This window comes from Paramaledivibacter caminithermalis DSM 15212 (assembly GCF_900142245.1).
GTDB lineage: Bacteria > Bacillota > Clostridia > Peptostreptococcales > Caminicellaceae > Paramaledivibacter > Paramaledivibacter caminithermalis.
Window position 1 is genome coordinate 15,629 of the sequence record NZ_FRAG01000036.1, and the last position, 20,711, is coordinate 36,339.

The window sequence follows — 20,711 nt, forward strand, 5'->3', positions numbered from 1 at the left end:
TACACTCTCCTTGATAATATATAATAGCAATTATAAACTTAAGGATATTAAGTACTTTTTACTTGAATATTTGTAGAAAGAATAAAAAATGTATATATTAACATATTGTTACTATTATATGTATTATAGCCATGAAATTATTTTACTATAATTTATTAGTTTTTTAAATTTTATTTATAAAAAAACATGAATTTTTTTGAACAAAAGAAATTATATCATAATTTTTTCAGTAGAGGAAACTATATAGAGAATTTTGGGAAATTGTACAATATCTATTGAATAAATTTAAAAAAACGAATAAAATTATATATAACAAAAAAAATATTCGAATAGGAGAGGAAATAGTGAGTAAGCTTAAAAGAAATGAAAGGGTAGGGGCATTAATAAAAATTTTATGCGATAATCCCAATAAAATATATACACTTAACTATTTTACAAACTTATTTGATTCTGCAAAGTCTACAATAAGCGAAGACTTGGTTATTGTAAAAAAGCTTATGAAGGATTTAAAGCTTGGCAGAGTCGAAACGATTGCAGGAGCTTCTGGTGGTGTTAGATATGTTCCATATATGAATTTACAAAGCACCAGAGAAACCTTAAGTAAGATATGCAAAATTCTCAAGGATAATAGTAGAATAATACCAGGAAGCTTTTTGTATATGTCGGATATAATCTATAATCCTATTTATGTTAGAAAAATGGGAAAAATTTTTGCAACTAAATTTATGGATAAAAAAATAGATTATGTTATAACTGTAGAAACAAAGGGAATCCCTATAGCATTAATGACTGCAAATTATCTAAATATACCTTTAGTAATAGTTAGAAATGATAATAAGGTAACTGAAGGGTCTACAGTGAGCATGAATTATGTATCTGGCTCTACAGGGAAAATTCGAACTATGTATGTATCAAAAAGAGCTATAAGAAAGGGATCAAATGTACTTATTATAGATGATTTTATGAAGGGTGGAGGAACTGCTAAAGGTTTATCAGATCTTATGAAGGAATTTAATGCAACCGTTATAGGTATAGGAGTTATGATTTCTACAAAGGAACCTAAGGAAAAGCTAATTGATAAATATCTTCCTTTAATGATATTTGAAAGAGGAGGTAATAGAGAAGAAATTAATATTTATCCAAATGAGGGTTTATTTGTATAGAATAGTAGTTATTCAAAAAAAAATAAAATTTTATTAAAAATTTGTATAGATAAAGAGGAGTTTATCATTTTATGGAGAATAGATGTTAGTAATGATTGACGTGAAAGGTGGGAATGAGATGAATATTACAGATGTAAGAATTCGCAAAATGAATGACGAGGGGAAAATGAAGGCTATAGTATCAGTAACTTTTGATGATTCTTTCGTTGTCCATGATATAAAGATAATCGAAGGACAGAATGGATTATTCATTGCAATGCCAAGTAGAAAGGTTGCTGAGGGCGATTACAGGGATATAGCTCATCCAATCAACTCAAGTACGAGAGCTAACTTACAAGAGATTATTCTTGCAGAGTATGAAAAAGCTCAAGTCAGTATTGGGTAATAAAAAAACAAAAGCTACAAAAGCTAATTTAATCATAGCTTTTGTTTTTTTTTGCATAAAGTGATATAATATATCGCGGAAAGTTTGATAATAATTTTAATATAATTAAATATATAAAATACAGTTATCAACCTATATTTTGACTTTTAAATAGACAGTATTTTAGGTGTATTTAATGAATCAAAATATAAAGTATTTATTGGATTTTGTATAATATAGAGAGGGGATTATAAAATTTCCTTAATAATTATAATAAGGAGTGCTTTTAAAAATATGTTAATGTCAATTATTTTAGCTGCTGGTGCAGGGACAAGAATGAAATCAAAGATACCTAAGGTATTACATAAGGTAGCAGGAGTTTCGATGATTGAACATGTTTTAGACGTAGTAGAAGGGGTAGATTGTAGTAAAAAGGTTGTTGTTATAGGCCATGGTGCAGAGGAAGTAAAAGAATCTATCGGTCATAGGAAAGTACAATTTGTACTTCAGAGTGAAAGATTAGGTACTGGTCACGCAGTTATGCAGGTGGACGAAGAAATACCAGAAGAAGGTAATGTAATAGTACTTTACGGAGATACCCCACTTATAAAAGAAGATTCTATAAAAGACTTTATAAAATTTCATGTAGACAATGATTTTTCAGCATCAGTTCTAACTACTGAAATTTATGATCCTACAGGTTATGGAAGAATTATACGGAATGATTTAGGTGAAGTTGTTGCTATAGTTGAAGAAAGGGATACAAATGAACAACAAAAAATAATAAGGGAAATTAATTCTGGAATCTATTGTTTTAAAGCTAGAGAACTAAAAAAATCTCTATCTAAGCTTAACAATAAAAATAGTCAGGGCGAGTATTATTTGACCGATGTTATTGGAATCTTAAATAGTGAAGGTAAGAAGGTTGGAGCATTTAAAATAGAAGATTATACTGAAATTATTGGGGTCAATTCTCGAAATCAGCTTGCTGATGCAGAAAAGTTAATGAGGAACAGGATTTTGCAAAGATTGATGGATGAAGGAGTTACCATAGTAGATCCCAATAATACCTATATTGGAAAAAAAGTAAAAATTAAAAGAGATACGATATTATATCCAGGCAGCTTTATAATGGGAGATACTGAAATAGGTGAAGATTGCATAATTGGACCGAATACAAGTATAGAAGATTCTGTAATAAAAGATAATGTTGAAATAGTAAGTTCGACTATTTTAAAAAGCCATATTGATTCAAACACTAAGGTAGGACCGTACGCATATTTAAGACCCAATAGTAAACTAGGTAAAAACGTTAAAATTGGTGATTTTGTTGAGGTTAAAAATTCAAGTATAGGAGATAACTCTAAGGCTTCTCACCTATCATATATTGGAGATGGTGAAGTTGGCAAGAATGTTAACATTGGATGCGGGGTGGTATTTGTAAACTATGATGGTAAAAATAAGAATAAAACCATAGTGGAGGATAATGCCTTTATTGGCTGCAATGTAAACCTTGTTGCTCCAGTTACCGTCAAGAAAAATGCTTATGTCGCAGCAGGGTCTACCATTACTAAACAGGTTCCTAAAGAATCTCTAGCAGTTGCAAGAATTAAGCAGAGTAACATAGAAGGATGGGTTAGGAGAAAAGGTTTAGTAAAAGAATAGCTTTTATAATGAACATAGGAGGAAATGTTATGAATGTTGAAAAGAGAAAGATTAAAGTTTTTGCAGGCAATTCCAATAAAGAATTAGCTCTAAAAATTTGTAAAGAACTTGATTTACCCCTTGGGGATGCTTCAGTTGACTCATTTAGTGATGGAGAAATAGCAGTTAATATAGATGAGTCTGTAAGAGGAGCAGATGTATATGTTATTCAATCAACAAGTGCTCCCCTTGTGAACAGGTATTTAATGGAACTACTTATTTTAATTGATGCATTAAAGAGAGCTTCTGCTGCAAGAATCAACGCTGTAATTCCATATTATGGATATGCTAGACAGGATAGAAAAGCAAAGGCTAGGGATCCAATTTCAGCTAAGTTAGTAGCAAATCTATTAACTACAGCTGGTGCTGATAGAGTTGTATCAATGGACCTTCATGCATCACAGATACAAGGATATTTTGATATTCCTGTTGACCATCTATTAGGAGTACCAATACTTGCAAAGTATTTTAAAGAACTTCATTTAAAGGACGTAGCTGTTGTATCACCTGACCTTGGAAGTGTAACTAGAGCAAGAAAATTTGCTGATATCATTGATGCATCTTTGGCAATTATTGATAAAAGAAGACCAAAGGCAAATGTTGCTGAGGTAATGAATCTCATAGGTGATGTAAATGGAAAAAATGTCATTCTTATAGATGATATGATAGATACTGCTGGAACAATAACTCAAGGAGTAAAGGCACTAAAAGAATTTGGAGCAAAGGATGTATATGCTTGCTGTACACATCCAGTATTATCTGGGCCTGCAATAGAGAGATTAAAGGATTCTAAAATTAAGGAAATAGTTGTATTAGATACAATATTGCTTCCTGAAGAAAAGAAACTACCAAATATGAAGATATTATCAGTAGCTCCAATTTTTGCTGAAGCTATCAAAAGAATTTATGGTAATGAATCAGTAAGTAAATTATTTGATTAAATCAATATATTGTTATAAAATGCAAAATGGATAAAATATATAATACATTTAAAGATGATCTTAGGATCATCTTTTTATTTTTTATTAAGTTTAAATTATAAGAATTTAAGTAAAGACTTTAATTTATACATGTCCAAAATGCTCAGAAGCATTGCATATTTGTACATGTATAAATTAAGTTTTACTATGTAAATTCTATATATTTAAGTTTTAATGTTAAAATTTTAATTATTATTAAAAGAGGAATTTGGAGAAAAATGTCGAAACATATTAAATAATCATTATAATGATTAAAAATTTTTATTAAATAATGAGGAGGAGTGGTAGTGAAAAGTAAATTTAAGAAAGGTATTGGACTTAAAGCAAAGCTAATAACGATGTTTATAATTTTAATAACAATACCTCTTTTAGCCTTAGGAACATTTTCTTATATGAAGTCAGTAGCTACTTTAGAAGAAAATCTTAAAGATTCTTCCTTGCAATTAGTAAAGCAAGTAAAGGAAACAATAAATAATTATATGAAGGGTTATAAAGAAAGTGTCAAGCAGATGTCCTATGATCCAAATGTTCAGCAATTATTAACTAATCCTGATTCACTTAAATGGATGATAAATAGCTTTAAGAGCTATATAAATAGTCATGAAGAAGTTAAAAGTATTTATGTTGGAACTAAATATAAAGATATGTATATTTATCCTAAGACCAATATACCAAAAGGCTTTGATCCTACTAAAAGACCTTGGTATATTGAAGCTATTGATAAGAATGATGTGATTTGTACAGATCCATATATTGATGTAGATACTAAAAAATTGGTAATTTCTGTTGCCATGCCAGTATATAATAGCTTTAATAATAAAGAATTGGTTGGAGTATTAGCAATAGATTTATCGTTAGATACCCTTTCTCAAAAAATGAATGAAATAGAAATAGGTAAAAATGGACATCTTACACTTTTAAATAAAGATAATATAACTATGACTCATAAAAAACCCGAATTTATAGGTAAGATTGTGCCTATAGATGAGATAGATAAGGCTATAAAAGAAAAAGATGAAGACTATGTGAATTATGAAGTTGAAGAAGATGGAGTCAAGCGTGAGAAATTTGCTGTGTTTTCAAAAATGGATAAATTGAATTGGACGATTTTAGTTACGATGTATATGGATGAGATAGCTGAAGACGCCAATAGCATATTATATACTACTTTGATATTTGGTACAGTCTCTTTATTCATTGCTATTATTATTTCATTATTATTTTCAGGAAGGTTAACTAAATATTTTAATAAGCTTTTAATGAATATGGAAAAAATAAAAGAAGGGGATTTTACCGTAAGAAATGATATAGAAACTAAGGATGAAGTAGGAATACTTGCTGATGGATTTAATTCGATGATAGAGGATGTTGGAGAGCTTATTAGAAATGTTCAAACTCTTTCATATGAAGTGACAATGGCAGCGCAGGGGCTTGCCGCAACATCACAAGAAACAAGTGCTTCTGCTGAAGAAGTAGCAAGGACAGTAGAAGAAATAGCTAAAGGGGCTACTGAACAAGCTGTAGAATCAGAAAAGGGAGCTACCCTTACAGGAAATTTATCTATGAAGTTTAATGACCTTAGACAAAATACTGAGGATATGATCGTTTCGTCTAAAGAAGTAATGGAAGCTAATATAAATGGTGTTGATGTAATGAAGGGTTTGCAGGAAAAGACTATATTAAATGATGGGGCAACTGCAAAAATTGAAACTGCTATAATAGAATTGGATAGCAAGACTAAAGATATAGGTAATATATTGGAAACCATAAGTTCAATTTCTGAACAAACTAATCTTTTAGCATTGAATGCTTCTATTGAGGCGGCGAGGGCAGGAGAACATGGAAAGGGATTTGCTGTTGTTGCTGATGAAATTAGGAAGCTTGCAGAAGATTCAAGACATGCTGCTGATGAAATAAAGGAAATAGTTGTAAATATTCAAAGAGATAGTGAGAATACAGTAGAGATAATGAAAGAAGTAAAGGAAAGATCTATGGAACAATCACAAGCAGTTAGTGAGGTTAATAGTTCATTTGAAATAATATCTAAATCAATTGATAAAATTTCTTCAAAAATAGAAGCAATAGGGGAATTTGTTACAATGATGAATACAGATAATAGTGAGATTGTTTCAGCCATTGAGAATATTTCTGCAGTATCTGAAGAAACAGCAGCTGCTGCTGAAGAAGTTAGTGCTTCTATGCAGCAACAATCAATGGCAGTTGAGGAGGTTGCAAAGGCAGCAGAAAGGTTAAACGAGCTTTCAGTAAAATTAAATCATGAAATTGCTAAATTCAAAATATAAATTTTAAGTTGAGAGTCAAAGGTGACGGTTCCCTTGAGAGTCAAAGGTGACGGTTCCCTTTGACTCTTTTTAAAGTATAGACCTACACCTTCGCAATAAAAATCATTGAAAAAAACTGAGATTTGAATGAAAAATTCAAAAAATATAGTAAGAACATTCACTTTGCTACTTACTGTTTTAAGGGAAAACTGGATATTTTTTTTGCCAAAGTTGAGTAACATAGTTATTTATGTTATAAAAAAAATAACTTATGATATAATATTGGTAGTTTTTATTTTAAAGTGACAGCAGTTCTGTGCTTAAGTTTTTAATTTATGAGGTGAGAATAATGTATGTAATAGTAGGCTTAGGAAATCCAGGTAAAAAATATACTGGAACTAGGCATAATGTAGGGTTTGAAGTAGTAGATTATTTAGCATATAGAAATAATATAGAAGTTAAAAAGATAAAACATAAAGCGTTAATTGGAGAAGGAATAATTGATGGTAAAGAGGTCATGCTTGTTAAGCCACAAACCTTTATGAATTTAAGTGGACAAAGTGTATTAGAAATATGTGAATACTATAAAATAGATATAAGTAAATTAATAGTAATCTATGATGATATAGATATCGATTTAGGAAGAATAAGGATTAGAAAAAAAGGTAGTGGAGGAACTCATAATGGAATGCGTAATATCATATATCTACTCCAGAAGGATGAATTTCCTAGAATAAGGATTGGTATTGGAAAACCAACCCATAGAGATCTTGTTTCCTATGTCATCGGAAGATTTGGAGAAGATGAAAGAGAAGATATTGTATTATCTATAAAATTAGCTGCAGAAGCTGTAGAAAGTATAGTATCAGAAGGTATGGATAAGGCCATGAATAAATATAATAAATAGATAAAAAGTTATAGGTTGAAGGTTAGTATGATAAGATTTTAACATTAAAAATAATTAATAAAAATTTTTTGTAATATTTGTAGAAATGCCCAGAGATTATAAATCTGGGCTAGTGGTGTTGTCATTTATAGAAATTTGAGTTAACTTTTTTTATAGCTTGGAAACTCAAGTGTTGGCAGACGTTTTTGTCTCCGAAAGGAATGGTAAACAAAATGAATAATTTTTTTGCAAACGTTTTTAATAATTCCAATGAATATAAAAAACTTAATAATAATATTGGAAAAGGGATATTTCCAATATCTATAACAGGACCTTCGGGTTCAGCTATTAGCAATATTATATTTTCAATAAGCTCGAATAAAACCAAACAGAGCTTAGTTATTACTTATAACGAATTAGAAGCTAGAAAAATGTATGAAGACCTAAGATTTTTTGCTAGAGAAAAGGTTTTATATTTTCCTCCAAAGAACATAGTGTTTTTTGATGTTTATGCCCATAGTAATCAAATTATAGAAGAAAGATTAAATGCCATTCGGACAGTTCTTAGTGGCGAAGAATGTATAATAGTTACAACCATAGATAGTATTTTACTAAAGCTCATACCAGGTAAGGATTGGATCAGTTATGAAATTCCTCTAAGTGTTGGAGATACAATAGATTTAGATAGTTTCATAAAAAAACTTATATTTATGGGATATGAAAGAACCTCGATGGTTCAGACTAAGGGACATTTTAGTATAAGAGGAGGAATAATTGACTTCTATTCATTTGTAGATGATTATCCTATAAGAATCGAATTATTTGATGATGAGATAGATTCCATAAGAACTTTTGATAGTGAATCCCAATTATCCCTTAAAAAGATAGATAATATATTAGTAAAACCTACAAGAGAAGTACTTTTGAAAGATAAGCAAATTATGAAGGGAATAGAAAAAATCAAGTTAGAACTTAAAGAACACCAGAAAAAAATAAAGGAAGAGTTAATTCCTAATTTAAATGAAAAAATCAATGAGATAATATCTAAGCTTGACAATAAAATATATTTTGATGGGATTGATAACTACATTCATTATTTTGTGGACTATCCAGAAACCTTTTTAGATTATTTTAGTAACGATAGTTTGATATTTGTCCATGAACCAATAAGAATAAGGGAAAGAGCGGAGAACTGTATAAATGACTTTTATGAAAGGTTTAAACAGTTTTTAGAGAAAGGAGAAGTGTTACCTAGTCAATATAATATTCTTAAATCCTATGAAAGCATACTTAAGGGTTTAGACAGTAAAAAGAGTATATTAATAAATAGTCTACCCAAAAAAATAAATGACTTTACTATAAAGGATGATATTTCTTTCATAGTAAAGGATACACAATCATATCATGGGAAAATGGATCTTATTGTGCAGGACATAAGAGATTGGAAATATAGGGGATATAAGGTTGTTCTATTATGTAGAACTTTAGAAAAATGTAAAAACATTGAAAAGGAGCTTAGAGAAAGGGATATCGAATGTCAATATATTAATGGAGAAAAGGAAAATATATTATCAGGACAAACCTTTATAGTTAAAGGAGTCCTTGGTAACGGATTTGTATTTAATGATTCTAAATTTATAGTAATAAGTGAAAAAGAAATATTTGGATCTACTAAAAGACGAAGAAGAAAAAGCTTCAAAAAGAAGGGTAGAAAAATTAAAACCTTTAGAGATTTAGCCATAGGAGATTATGTTGTTCATGAAAACCATGGTATAGGCAAATATATTGGTATAGAACAACTAAAGGTTGAGGGGATAAAAAAGGACTATTTAAAGATAAAATATTCGGGGACTGATCTTCTTTATGTACCTATAGATCAGATGGATTTAGTACAAAAATACATTGGTGGTGAAGATAAAAAGCTTAAATTAAATAGACTGGGTGGAACTGAATGGAAAAAAACAAAGAATAGGGTTAAGAAAGCCATAGAAGATATGGCAAAGGATTTACTTAAGCTTTATGCTGTAAGAAAGTCAGCAAAGGGATATGCTTTTTCCAAAGATAGTCAATGGCAAAAACAATTTGAGGATGCATTTCCCTATGAGGAAACCCCTGATCAGCTCAGATGTATTGAGGAAATAAAAAGAGATATGGAAGAAAATACACCTATGGATAGACTTTTATGTGGAGATGTTGGATTTGGTAAGACTGAAGTAGCTCTCAGAGCAGCATTTAAGGCTGTTGTAGATGGTAAACAAGTGGCATTTCTAGTCCCAACAACTATATTGGCCCAACAGCATTATAATACAATTGTAGATAGATTTAAGGATTTTCCCGTTACTATTGAAATGCTTAGCCGATTTAGAAGTAGCTTACAGCAAAAAAAGGTTATAGAAGATTTAAGAATGGGAGTTATTGATATTATAGTTGGAACCCATAGGCTTTTATCTAATGATGTAAAATTCAAGGATTTAGGTCTTTTATTGGTAGATGAGGAGCAAAGATTTGGAGTAAAACATAAGGAGTCTCTTAAAGAATTAAAAAGAAATGTAGATGCACTGACATTATCGGCTACACCAATACCTAGAACCTTGCATATGTCCCTTATAGGTATAAGGGACATGAGTATAATTGAGGATCCACCAGAGGATAGGTACCCAGTAGAAACCTTTGTTACGCCCTATAATGAAAACATGGTAAGAGATGCAATAATTAAGGAACTTGAGAGGGATGGTCAGGTTTACTTTGTATATAATAGGGTAAAGGATATTGAAAAAATAACATCAAGGATACAAAAACTGGTTCCAGAAGCTAGAGTAGCGTATGCCCATGGTCAAATGAGTGAGAGAAAGCTTGAGAAAATAATGATAAGCTTTTTAAATAAAGAGTTTGATGTAATAGTATGTACAACCATAATTGAGACAGGATTAGATATAGGTAATGTTAATACTATGATAATAAATGATGCAGATAAACTTGGGCTGTCACAGCTTTATCAACTGAGGGGAAGAGTAGGTAGAAGCAATAGAATAGCTTATTGCTATTTGACTTATGAAAAGGATAAGATTTTATCAGAGGTTGCTGAAAAGAGACTCAGAGCCATAAAGGAGTTTACCGAGCTTGGCTCTGGTTTTAAAATTGCAATGAAGGATTTAGAAATAAGAGGAGCAGGAAATTTGCTTGGAGCAAAGCAGCATGGTCATATGGCTGATATCGGATACGATTTATATTGTAAATTACTTGAAGATACAATTAAAACCATTAAAGGACAAGAAGTAGAAGAAACAATAGAAACCTCAATAGATATAAATATAGATGCCTTTATCTCAAGGGATTATATAGATGATGAGAAGTATAAACTGGAGATATATAAGAAGATTGCATCTATTCGAGATAGACAGGATGCCTATAATCTTGAAGAAGAGATTGAAGATAGGTTTGGAACATTGCCACAGTCGGTATATAACCTTATATCAATATCTTATATGAAAGTTATGGCACAGAAGCTTAAAATAAGTTCGATTTCAGAGGTCAAACAAGGCTTTAAGTTTGAATTTCATAATAAATATAAATTAGATCCTTATCTATTAGCAAAAATTTCTGAGAACTTTAAGGAAAAAATAATTATAAATTGTAGTAATAATCCCTATTTTATTTATAAAAATCAAGATACAAAAATGAATCCAAATAAAAGATTAAATGAAATAATAGATATGTTAGAAAAAATTAGAGGTTTTCAGCTAAGCTAATATAATATATAATAAGTAATATGAGAAAATATACAGCATTCCAATATATGTGAAATGTGGACAAGGGAGAGGATTTTGTTGATTCAAATAAATAAGAAAATGATTTCAGTTACGCTAATTTTGATTCTATTAATAGGTGCCTTAGCTGGTTGTAGTAATGCAGGAGGTGCAGCTAAAGTCGATGAAAATGTTGTTGCTAAGGTTAATGGTAAAGAAATTGACTATGATAGCTTTAAAAAGAATTTTAGTATAATAGAGAAAAGATATAATGAATGGTATACAGAAAATATTTGGAGTCAAGAAATTAATGGTAAAACAGTGCTTGAGATAGTAAAGGGGCAGGTATTAGACAAATTGGTAACTGAAGAACTGATTAATCAGGAAGCACAAAAAAAGGGAATTAGTGTTGAAGATGCTAAGATTGAAGAAGCCTACAATGGCTTTAAGGAACGATTAGAGCAGGACGAAGAATTGAAAAAGTTTTATGAAGAAAATAACCTAGATGAAAGTTTTGTAAAAGATCAGATAAAGATGGGATTATTAGTTCAAGAATACGAAAAAGCTTTGTTTGATGAACATGGATTAAATGATAAGGAAAAATTAGATGAGCTTACAAAGGATTATGTTGTTCAAGTTAGTGCAAAGCATATATTAGTTAAGGATGAAGAATTAGCTAAGGAGATAATTAATAAAATTAAAGCTGGTGGCGATTTTACAGAGCTTGCTAAGGAAAATTCCAAGGATCCTAGTGTTAAAGATAATAACGGAGATTTAGGATATTTTCCTAGAGGAGCTATGGTGAAGCAGTTTGAAGAAGCTGCATTTTCTATGAATGTGGGTGAAATAAGCGATCCAGTAAAAACAGATTATGGTTACCATATAATAAAGCTTGAAGGTAAAAAAACTATAGACGATTTAAAGAAAGAAGTATCTGAGGAAGAATTAGAGCTTGAAAAGCAAAAAGCTGAGGCAATGATAAAGCAGGAAGAATTCATCAAAGAAATTGAAAAATTAAAAAGTGAAGGAAATATTGAAAAATTTGAAGAGAATTTGAAATAAAATGAGATAAAAAATGGGGGAATTTATACCTCCATTTTTTAGTTGTTTATTATTTGCTTTGATCATTTGAAATAGACATTATAGAAGATTATAGTGATTTAAATAAAGACTTTAATTTGTACATGTCCAAAAGGCTCAGAAACACTACGTATTTGTACATGTATAAAATAAGTTTTACTATGTAAATCCTATATTATAAACTTTCTGTTAAAAATCAAAAAGAAATTTACTATATATGTATAAAAAGTATATATGAACAAATACTAACCATATGTTAGCAATTCATTTTAAATGATTTTAGGAGGGAAAACAATTGAAGGCAACTGGAATAGTTAGAAGAATAGACGACTTAGGTAGAGTTGTTATTCCTAAGGAAATTAGAAGGACATTAAGAATAAGAGAAGGAGATCCATTAGAAATTTTTACAGATAGACAAGGAGAAGTGATACTTAAGAAATATTCACCTATAGGAGAACTAAATGAATTTGCTACTGAATATGCTGAATCCTTGAATGAATCAATAGATGTTATAACTGTAATTACAGATAGAGATAATGTAGTTGCTATAGCAGGAGGATCGAAAAAGGAATATTTAGACAAGAGAATTAGCAAAGATTTAGAGATGGTAATTGAAAAAAGAGAAGTGGCAGTATTCAACGAAGCAGATAAACTTGTTACTATCACTATTGAAGAAAGCGATATGAGGAAATATTCATCTCAAATCATAGTTCCCATTGTTGCTCATGGAGATCCTATAGGATCAGTAATACTTCTATCTAAAGAAACAGACAGAATAATGGGAGAGCTTGAGACGAAAATTGCTCAAACTGCAGCTGGTTTTTTAGGAAAACAAATGGAGCACTAATAATATTTGAAATAATACATAATGTTGTAAATTTTAACAATTTATTTAATTGTTAAGTAGTGACTTTGATGTTACTACTTTTTCTTTTGCAAAATATTTTTTGATTTTTAATTAAAATTTGAAGATTTTATTTAGAATTTCAAGATTTATCTCATATATTTTGATATAATTAATATGCTTTGTATATAATAAATAGAGTACATTTTAGGGAGGATATAGGATGGAAAAGGGCAATTCTAATTCGTTTATTAAAGGCGCCTTTATATTAGGAATAGCGGCAATTATAGCTAAAATTTTAGGAGCTGCATTTAAGATACCCCTAGGAAACCTTATAGCAGATACGGGAATGGGATACTATAATAGTGCTTATCCGATATATGCAGCTTTACTTGTAGTTTCTACGGCAGGATTACCAGCTGCTATTGCAAAGATGGTTTCTGAACGGGTAGCTTTAGGAGATAGATATGGTGCACATAGAGTATTTAAAGTGTCCTTTTTGATACTTGTTATAATAGGATTATTTACTTCTGTAGCTTTGTTTATAGGTGCTAGACCAATATCAAATTTAGTTAAAAATCATAAAGCGTATTATTCCATGATAGCTTTATCTCCAGCTTTATTTTTTGTATCTATAATGTCATCATTTAGAGGATATTTTCAAGGATTACAGAATATGAAACCTACTGCCATATCTCAGATTATTGAACAATTTGGTAGATTTGCCGTAGGCCTTTACTTAGCTTATCAATTTTCTAAGGTTAGTTTGGAAAAAGCCGCTGCTGGAGCAACATTTGGAGCTACTGCTGGTGCTTTTTTAGGAAGCATATTTATAACATATATTTACTTAACATATAGGAAAAATAAATTTGGACAGATAAAAAACACAAGTATAAATCAAGAATCTTCTGCCTCAATTATTAAGAACTTACTTTTGATAGCAATACCTATTACCATAGGTGCAGCAGTTCTGCCACTTATGAATTTAATTGACACTGGTATAGTGATGAGAAGACTTACTGCAATAGGCTATGAATATGATACAGCTAATAGATTGTGGGGACAAATTGGACTTGGAAATAATATAATTAATCTTCCCCAAGCAATTACCGCAGCCCTTCAAGTAAGTTTGGTTCCAGCTATTGCCTATGTAGTAGCTAGAAGAGACAGGGTACAGCTAATACAAAATATTGAAACAGGAGTCAGGGTAACGCTGCTTATAGCTTTACCAGCAGCAGTTGGTCTTTCTATCCTTTCAGAGGAAATAATGCTTCTTCTTTATCCAAGTCAAATGGAGGCTGCTATAGGTGCAGGAGAGATTTTAAGAATTTCTGCATGGGGCGTTGTGTTTTTATCTCTATTTCAAACCTTTACAGGAATATTACAAGGCTTGGGAAAGCAGCTCATACCAGCTGGCAACTTACTAATTGGGGCTTTGCTTAAATTAGTTTTAAGTTATATATTAATTGGAATTCCTGCTATAAATATTAAAGGAGCAGTTATAGCTACATTAGCTGGATTTATATTGGCATGTATACTTAATTTTATTTTTGTTAAGATATATACTAGAGTTAAATTCAATATTATTCAAGATATTATCAAACCCATCATTGCTGTTATAACTATGGCTCTAGTAGTTAAATATTCACATATTTCTTTAGGTTTATTTATTAGCAGTAGAATGGCTACAGTTATTTCTATTGCTTTAGGAGCCTTTGTATATGGAATCATGCTTCTTTTAACTAGAGCTTTAAATGATAAAGATTTTGAGTTAATGCCTGGAGGGAAAAAGCTTTATAGAATAGCAAAGATATTTTATAAAAAATAGTCAATAGCTGCCGTAGTATATATATTGGCAGCTAGAGTGAGGTGATAAAATTGGCGAAAACAATTACTGTTGTAGGTATGGGACCTGGAGGAAAGCAGTACTTAACCATTGAAGCTCTTGAAAGGATAAAAAAAGCAAATTATTTATATCTTAGAACAGAGAAGCATCCTATTGTAGATTATTTCAAGAGTCTAGGTATAAAATTTGAGAGTTTTGACAATATTTATGATACCAATGAAAATTTTCAAGAAGTTTATGATAAAATAGTGGACAAGCTTTTAGAACTATGTCAAAATAGAGACATAGTTTATGGAGTTCCTGGTAGTCCCTTTGTAGCAGAAAGTACAGTTCAGAAGCTAATACATATAGCTCGCAATAGGGAGGATATAAAGCTAGAATTTATAGCTGGAGCAAGCTTTATAGAGGCTATTATAAATGTATTAGGAAAAGATCCTGTAAATGGATTAAAAATTATTGATGGGTTGCAGATGGATTGTCAAAAACCCGATACAGATGTAGACATAATAGTAACTCAAGTGTATAATAGATTTGTTGCTTCAGAAGTTAAGCTAAAGCTTATAGAATATTATGATGATGAATATGAGATAACGATAATTAGAGGGGCAGGTATTGCATCACAAGAAAAAATAATAAAGGTTCCGCTATATGAATTGGATAGAGTGGACTTCTTAGACCATTTGACAAGTATATTTATTCCTAAAGTTGGTAATGATATAAAAAAATATAAAATGCATAATTTAGTAGATATTATGAAAAAACTAAGAAGCAACGAGGGTTGTCCATGGGACAGGAAGCAGGATCACCAAAGCCTAAAGCCATATCTTATTGAAGAAAGCTATGAAGTATTAGAGGCACTAGAAAAGGATGATATAGAGCTTTTAGAGGAAGAATTAGGAGACCTTCTTTTGCAGATTGTATTTCACAGTCAAATAGCCAGTGAAAATGGATATTTTAATATAACTGATGTAATTACGGGTATTTGTAGAAAGCTTATTAATAGACATCCCCATGTTTTTGGGAACCTGAAGGTTCAAACTGCAGAAAAAGTATTGATTAATTGGGAAGAAATAAAGAGAAGGGAAAAAGAGGAAAATAGCTATACTGAATCTCTTGCAAGGATTCCTAAACAATTGCCTGCTCTAATGAAAAGCTACAAGATACAACAAAAGGCTGCTAAGGTTGGATTTGACTGGGATAATGTATATGGAGCCATGGAAAAAGTCAGCGAAGAACTTCAAGAACTAACTGATGCTTTAAATAGTGATAATAAGGATAAAATATATGAAGAAATTGGAGATTTATTATTTGCTGTAGTAAATGTAGCCAGATTTTTTAAAATCAGACCAGAATTAGCACTAAATAGTACTATAGATAAATTTATAAAAAGATTTAGCTATATAGAGCAGACAGCTAAAGAAAATAATCAAAAAATGGAAGAAATGACTTTAGAAGAAATGGATAGTCTATGGAATCAGGCTAAAAAAATAGAAAAAAAGTACTAAATTAAAAAAAAACCTTCAAAAAGAAGGATTTTTCAATAAAAGATAGAATTAGCATATACGTAATAAAATAGAATTTTATAAAAAAATCAAAAGATAATTTAAGGAGGTAACATTATGAACAAAGCTCAATTAGTTGCAAGTATGGCTGAAAAATCAGGATTAACAAAAAAAGATGCAGAGGCTGCTTTAAATGCATTTATGAAAAGTGTTGAAGAATCATTAGTAAATGGAGAAAAGGTTTCACTTGTTGGCTTTGGTACTTTTGATGTAAGAGAAAGAAAAGCAAGACAAGGAAGAAATCCAAGAAATCCTGAGCAAGTTATTGAAATACCTGCATCAAAGGCTCCTGTATTTAAAGCTGGTAAAGCTTTAAAAGACATGGTGAATGCTTAAAGTTTTAATGACAGAAAAAAGCAGCTTTGCTGCTTTTTCTTTTTGTCCAAAGGAGTTGATTTCATGAGGATAGATAAATTTTTAAAAAATTCTAGACTTATCAAGAGAAGAACAGTTGCAAAAGAGGCATGTGAACAAGGACGGATAAAGATAAACGATAAAGTTGCTAAGCCTGGAACAGAAGTTGTAGAAGGAGACATAGTTACTATGGAATTTGGTACAAAAACGATTAAAGTTGAAGTATTGGATTTGAAAGAGCATGTTACTAAGCATGCAGCTAAAGAAATGTATAAAACAATAGAATAGAATCTGAATAAAACTTAGGGATTTAAGAACCCTAAGTTTTTATATTTATTAAGGAGATGAAACTTTTTTAAAAGAAATTGTATAGCTAAAACAGAGTAAAATAGGGTACTAGAAGAAAAGTTAAAACTATTAGCAGTAAGATATTAGTACAAATTGTTTTTTTAAAAATTTACGAGAAAGACCCTAGTACTTGCAACTTGGAACTTGTAACTTAAAATACGTCGCCAGACGCCTTTGTTCTTTAAAGCAGCTTCCTATTTTTCAAAGAGTAATATATTCAAAATTCATATCATATCTTTATAAGAGAAGGAGGTATGCCATATGGAAGAAAGGAAAAATGTAAGCAATAGATCTCATAATGTGATACTAGAAAATAGAGAAAAAATGAGTATTTCTGGCGTAGAGCATGTTAAAAGCTTTGATCCAACAATTATTATATTAATTACAGTACAAGGTAATATAACTATAAGGGGCTCAGAACTTGATATAAAGAAATTAAATCTAGATGATGGTAATTTATCTATAGAAGGATATATAAATTCCATTGTCTATAGTGATAAAGAAGATATAGGTTCTAAAGGCATAGGATTCCTTGGGAAAATATTCAAGTAAAGGTTCTAGTAAGATTGAGGTGAAGAACATATGTCTACATTGGTATACTATCAACTATATGTATTTTTAACTACATTTTATGGAGGAATAGTAATTGGATTTATGTATGATATATATAAGATTTATAGAGATATATTAAATACGAGGAAATTTATTGCTATAATTCAAGATATACTATTTTGGATTACTATCTCTATAGTTGTTATATGTGTTCTTATATATAGCGATGATGGAAAAATACGGGGCTATTCAATAATAGGCTTTATATTAGGTGCTTTAATATATAATTTATTATTAAGTAGAATAGTCGTAAAAACTATTAAAATATTTTTAAGTACAATAAAAAATATTTTATATAAGATTCATGAAAAAGTACTGAAGATTTTTGAATTTTTTTATAAATGTATAATGTATCCATATAATAAAATCTATAAACTTATAAAGCCTTTGATTATAAAATTAAAAAAGTTTTTAAGTATACCCAAAACAATGGTGAATGAAATAAAAAAATATTCTAAAACAATTTTGAATAAGAAATAATATGAGATAAAATATAGATAAGAAAGAAAATTTATTAAAGGGAAAAAGTTAGATTTATAGAATATATATATAAAAACCTATAGAGATTTCAGTCAAAGCTTTAATTTATACACATCAAAACTTCCTAAAAGCTCTGGATATTTTGATGTTTATAAATTAAGATTTACTTGGACTCTCTATGAAAAAAAAATTTAAGTCTGCAGGATAATATATACTTTAAACATATCTAAGGATGTGAGTCCATGGCTAAGAAGAACAAAAGAAGAAAAGGAAGTTTTTTAAAAAGAAATAGAATTTCTATAGCTTTTATTGTAATGCTAATAGTCTATTTGTCTGTAACTATGGTAAATCAGGAAATGAAGCTAAGAGATTTAGAAAAAGAAGAGAACCAGTTACAGCAAAGAGCGGCAACATTGAAAAAAGAATTAAGTGATATGGAAAAAAAGATTGAAGAAAGTGAAAGTTTGGAATTTATAGAAAAAGTTGCAAGAGAAAAATTAAAAATGGTAAAGCCAAATGAAATAATATATATTATACAGGATTGATAAAGTTAATCCATTGATAAAAGGCATATTGACATAGTTGCTATGATAAAATATAATTGATGTGAGGCAGTAACGTAAAAAAAATTAAGGAGGAAGGTTTTTAATGCCCTTGGAAATTGGTAAGGTAGTTGATGGCACTGTTACAGGTATTACAAATTTTGGAGCCTTTATACAACTGCCAGATGGAAATACAGGATTATGTCATATATCAGAAATAGCCGATGAATATGTAAAGAATGTAAAGGATTACCTAAAGGAGCAGCAAATAGTTAAAGTTAAGATTATTGAAATGAATGGGAATGGAAAGGTCAGTCTTTCAATTCGTAAAGCTTGTGACAATAAGGCAATCAAGCAAGAGAAAATTGAAGAACCATCAAAAACTGAAAAAAGGCAAGTTGAGAGGCGAGTAAACGACAGAAAGCCTAAGTATAATAAATCAAATAAAATACAGGGTTCATTTGAAGATATGCTATCAAAGTTTTTAAAGGATAGCGATGAAAAATTAAAAACTATGAAAAAGAATGCTAATAATAGAAGAGGTAATGGCTTTAATAGAAATGGTTAATAATTAGTAAATAATACCGGGGATTAATTTCCCGGTTTTGTGTTTTCATTATAAAAAACATGTCGAAGGTGGGAGATTAAAGGTTGAAAATTACTAGGGAAAAATGGTGTGTTATTGATATAGGAACAAATTCTATTAGAATGCTTATAGCAAAAATTAAAAATGGTGAAATAATTTATAATAAAAAAAATATTGAGATGACCCGTATAGGAGAAGGAGTAGACAGGACAAAAATGTTATCCCAAGCAGCTATAGCTAGAAGCATTGCTGCATTAAAAAAGCTTAAAGATGAGGCGGTAAAAGAGGGAGTAAAGAGTATAAATGCAATAGCAACAAGTGCAGTTAGAGATGCTTTAAATAAAGACGAATTTATAAGGATTGCAAAGGATAAATTAGATTTAGATATCAGGGTCATAAGTGGTGAAGAAGAAGCTGAATTAGGATTTATGGGGGTAATTAATGGTATAAAAAAAGATGTAAAAGATTTATTGGTTATAGATATAGGTGGAGGAAGTACTGAATTTATCTTTGGAAATAATAAGGGAATTAAGTATTTGAGAAGCTTAAATGTTGGAGCAGTTAGAATGACTGATAAACACATAACAAATGATCCAATTACGGATTATGAAATACATAATTTGAAAACCGATATAAAGAATATAATTAGTGAGATTACAAATAAAATTAATGAATTTAGGATAGTAGAGGCTGCAGGTATTGGGGGGACAGTTACAACCCTTGCTGCAATATCCCAGGGGTTAGAAATTTATGATAGGGATAAAGTACATAACTATGAACTAAAGATTGAAGAAATACGAGACATGATATATATGTTTAAGAATTTAAAAAATAGTGAACGTAAAAAAATTAAAGGTTTACAGCCAAAACGAGCTGATATCATATTAGCTGGAAGTATTATATTATTTGAAATACTTACTGCTTTAAATTTGAAAAGAATTAGAATAAGTGAATTTGATAACCTTGAAGGATTTATTTATAAAGATATAAGAGAAAGGAAATAGAAAAAGGTTAGATTTTGTATATATATGGAAATTATTTTTTTAATTTCCATGTGCCAGGTTTAAATCCCCCGACTTTCAGTCGGGTAGCTTTAGCAAACAGCGAAGCTGCATGATAGTGGTATAATAGTGTTGGGGTGATAAAAATGATAGAATACAGAAGAAGTAGTCATACAATATATGACATAAAATATCATGTAATATGGGTAACAAAATATAGATATAAAATGTTAAGAGGAAAAATAGCAGAAAGATTGAGAGATTTGATAAGGCAAGGATGTGAAGCAAGAAAAATAACAATAGTACAAGGTAGCGTAGGAAAAGATCATGT

The 20,711-nt window shown here is 30.0% G+C and carries 19 protein-coding genes; all 19 read left to right on the top strand.

What is annotated here, in order from left to right; all coding sequences use genetic code 11:
- Positions 1-344 precede the first annotated feature (344 nt).
- On the top strand, positions 345-1,163 hold the full coding sequence (gene purR, locus BUB36_RS12790; RefSeq protein ID WP_073150884.1) for a pur operon repressor: 819 nt from the start codon (positions 345-347) through the stop codon (positions 1,161-1,163).
- A 118-nt stretch (positions 1,164-1,281) separates the two neighbouring features.
- Positions 1,282-1,548, top strand: a complete 267-nt coding sequence (spoVG, locus tag BUB36_RS12795; RefSeq protein ID WP_073150927.1) for a septation regulator SpoVG — start codon at positions 1,282-1,284, stop codon at positions 1,546-1,548.
- 273 nt (positions 1,549-1,821) lie between these two features.
- The gene (gene glmU, locus BUB36_RS12800; protein ID WP_073150886.1) at positions 1,822-3,192 is read left to right on the top strand and encodes a bifunctional UDP-N-acetylglucosamine diphosphorylase/glucosamine-1-phosphate N-acetyltransferase GlmU; all 1,371 of its coding nucleotides are present in this window, start codon (positions 1,822-1,824) and stop codon (positions 3,190-3,192) included.
- A gap of 29 nt (positions 3,193-3,221) precedes the next feature.
- Positions 3,222-4,172, top strand: coding sequence for a ribose-phosphate diphosphokinase (locus BUB36_RS12805; protein WP_073150889.1), 951 nt, complete (start codon positions 3,222-3,224; stop codon positions 4,170-4,172).
- A 326-nt stretch (positions 4,173-4,498) separates the two neighbouring features.
- Positions 4,499-6,514 carry a methyl-accepting chemotaxis protein gene (locus BUB36_RS12810; RefSeq protein ID WP_073150891.1) on the top strand — a complete coding sequence of 672 codons (2,016 nt, stop codon included), beginning with the start codon at positions 4,499-4,501 and terminating at the stop codon, positions 6,512-6,514.
- Between the two features lie 328 nt (positions 6,515-6,842).
- A complete protein-coding gene (gene pth, locus BUB36_RS12815; RefSeq protein ID WP_073150894.1) occupies positions 6,843-7,400 on the top strand; it encodes an aminoacyl-tRNA hydrolase in 558 nt (185 codons plus the stop codon).
- Positions 7,401-7,612: 212 nt separating this feature from the next.
- On the top strand, positions 7,613-11,128 hold the full coding sequence (mfd, locus tag BUB36_RS12820) for a transcription-repair coupling factor (RefSeq protein WP_073150895.1): 3,516 nt from the start codon (positions 7,613-7,615) through the stop codon (positions 11,126-11,128).
- A gap of 78 nt (positions 11,129-11,206) precedes the next feature.
- Positions 11,207-12,187, top strand: a complete 981-nt coding sequence (locus BUB36_RS12825; RefSeq protein ID WP_073150898.1) for a peptidylprolyl isomerase — start codon at positions 11,207-11,209, stop codon at positions 12,185-12,187.
- Between the two features lie 313 nt (positions 12,188-12,500).
- Positions 12,501-13,052, top strand: coding sequence for a stage V sporulation protein T (spoVT, locus tag BUB36_RS12830; protein ID WP_073150900.1), 552 nt, complete (start codon positions 12,501-12,503; stop codon positions 13,050-13,052).
- A gap of 220 nt (positions 13,053-13,272) precedes the next feature.
- Positions 13,273-14,877, top strand: a complete 1,605-nt coding sequence (locus BUB36_RS12835; protein ID WP_073150903.1) for a putative polysaccharide biosynthesis protein — start codon at positions 13,273-13,275, stop codon at positions 14,875-14,877.
- A gap of 50 nt (positions 14,878-14,927) precedes the next feature.
- Positions 14,928-16,400, top strand: coding sequence for a bifunctional methyltransferase/pyrophosphohydrolase YabN (gene yabN / locus BUB36_RS12840; protein WP_073150906.1), 1,473 nt, complete (start codon positions 14,928-14,930; stop codon positions 16,398-16,400).
- Between the two features lie 114 nt (positions 16,401-16,514).
- A complete protein-coding gene (locus BUB36_RS12845) occupies positions 16,515-16,793 on the top strand; it encodes an HU family DNA-binding protein (RefSeq protein WP_073150908.1) in 279 nt (92 codons plus the stop codon).
- A gap of 63 nt (positions 16,794-16,856) precedes the next feature.
- Positions 16,857-17,099, top strand: coding sequence for an RNA-binding S4 domain-containing protein (locus BUB36_RS12850; protein WP_073150911.1), 243 nt, complete (start codon positions 16,857-16,859; stop codon positions 17,097-17,099).
- A gap of 321 nt (positions 17,100-17,420) precedes the next feature.
- A complete protein-coding gene (gene yabP, locus BUB36_RS12855) occupies positions 17,421-17,711 on the top strand; it encodes a sporulation protein YabP (protein WP_073150914.1) in 291 nt (96 codons plus the stop codon).
- Between the two features lie 30 nt (positions 17,712-17,741).
- Positions 17,742-18,251: a spore cortex biosynthesis protein YabQ gene (gene yabQ, locus BUB36_RS12860; RefSeq protein ID WP_073150916.1), complete on the top strand. Its 510-nt coding sequence runs from the start codon at positions 17,742-17,744 to the stop codon at positions 18,249-18,251.
- Positions 18,252-18,493: 242 nt separating this feature from the next.
- Positions 18,494-18,796 carry an FtsB family cell division protein gene (locus BUB36_RS12865; protein WP_073150919.1) on the top strand — a complete coding sequence of 101 codons (303 nt, stop codon included), beginning with the start codon at positions 18,494-18,496 and terminating at the stop codon, positions 18,794-18,796.
- A 103-nt stretch (positions 18,797-18,899) separates the two neighbouring features.
- Entirely contained in the window at positions 18,900-19,361 is a 462-nt protein-coding gene (locus BUB36_RS12870; RefSeq protein WP_073150922.1) for a S1 RNA-binding domain-containing protein, read from the top strand.
- Positions 19,362-19,444: 83 nt separating this feature from the next.
- Positions 19,445-20,383: a Ppx/GppA phosphatase family protein gene (locus BUB36_RS12875; protein WP_084112033.1), complete on the top strand. Its 939-nt coding sequence runs from the start codon at positions 19,445-19,447 to the stop codon at positions 20,381-20,383.
- Between the two features lie 143 nt (positions 20,384-20,526).
- Positions 20,527-20,711 (top strand): IS200/IS605 family transposase (gene tnpA, locus BUB36_RS12880; protein ID WP_131821269.1); only part of this gene is annotated, 185 nt, incomplete at its 3' end.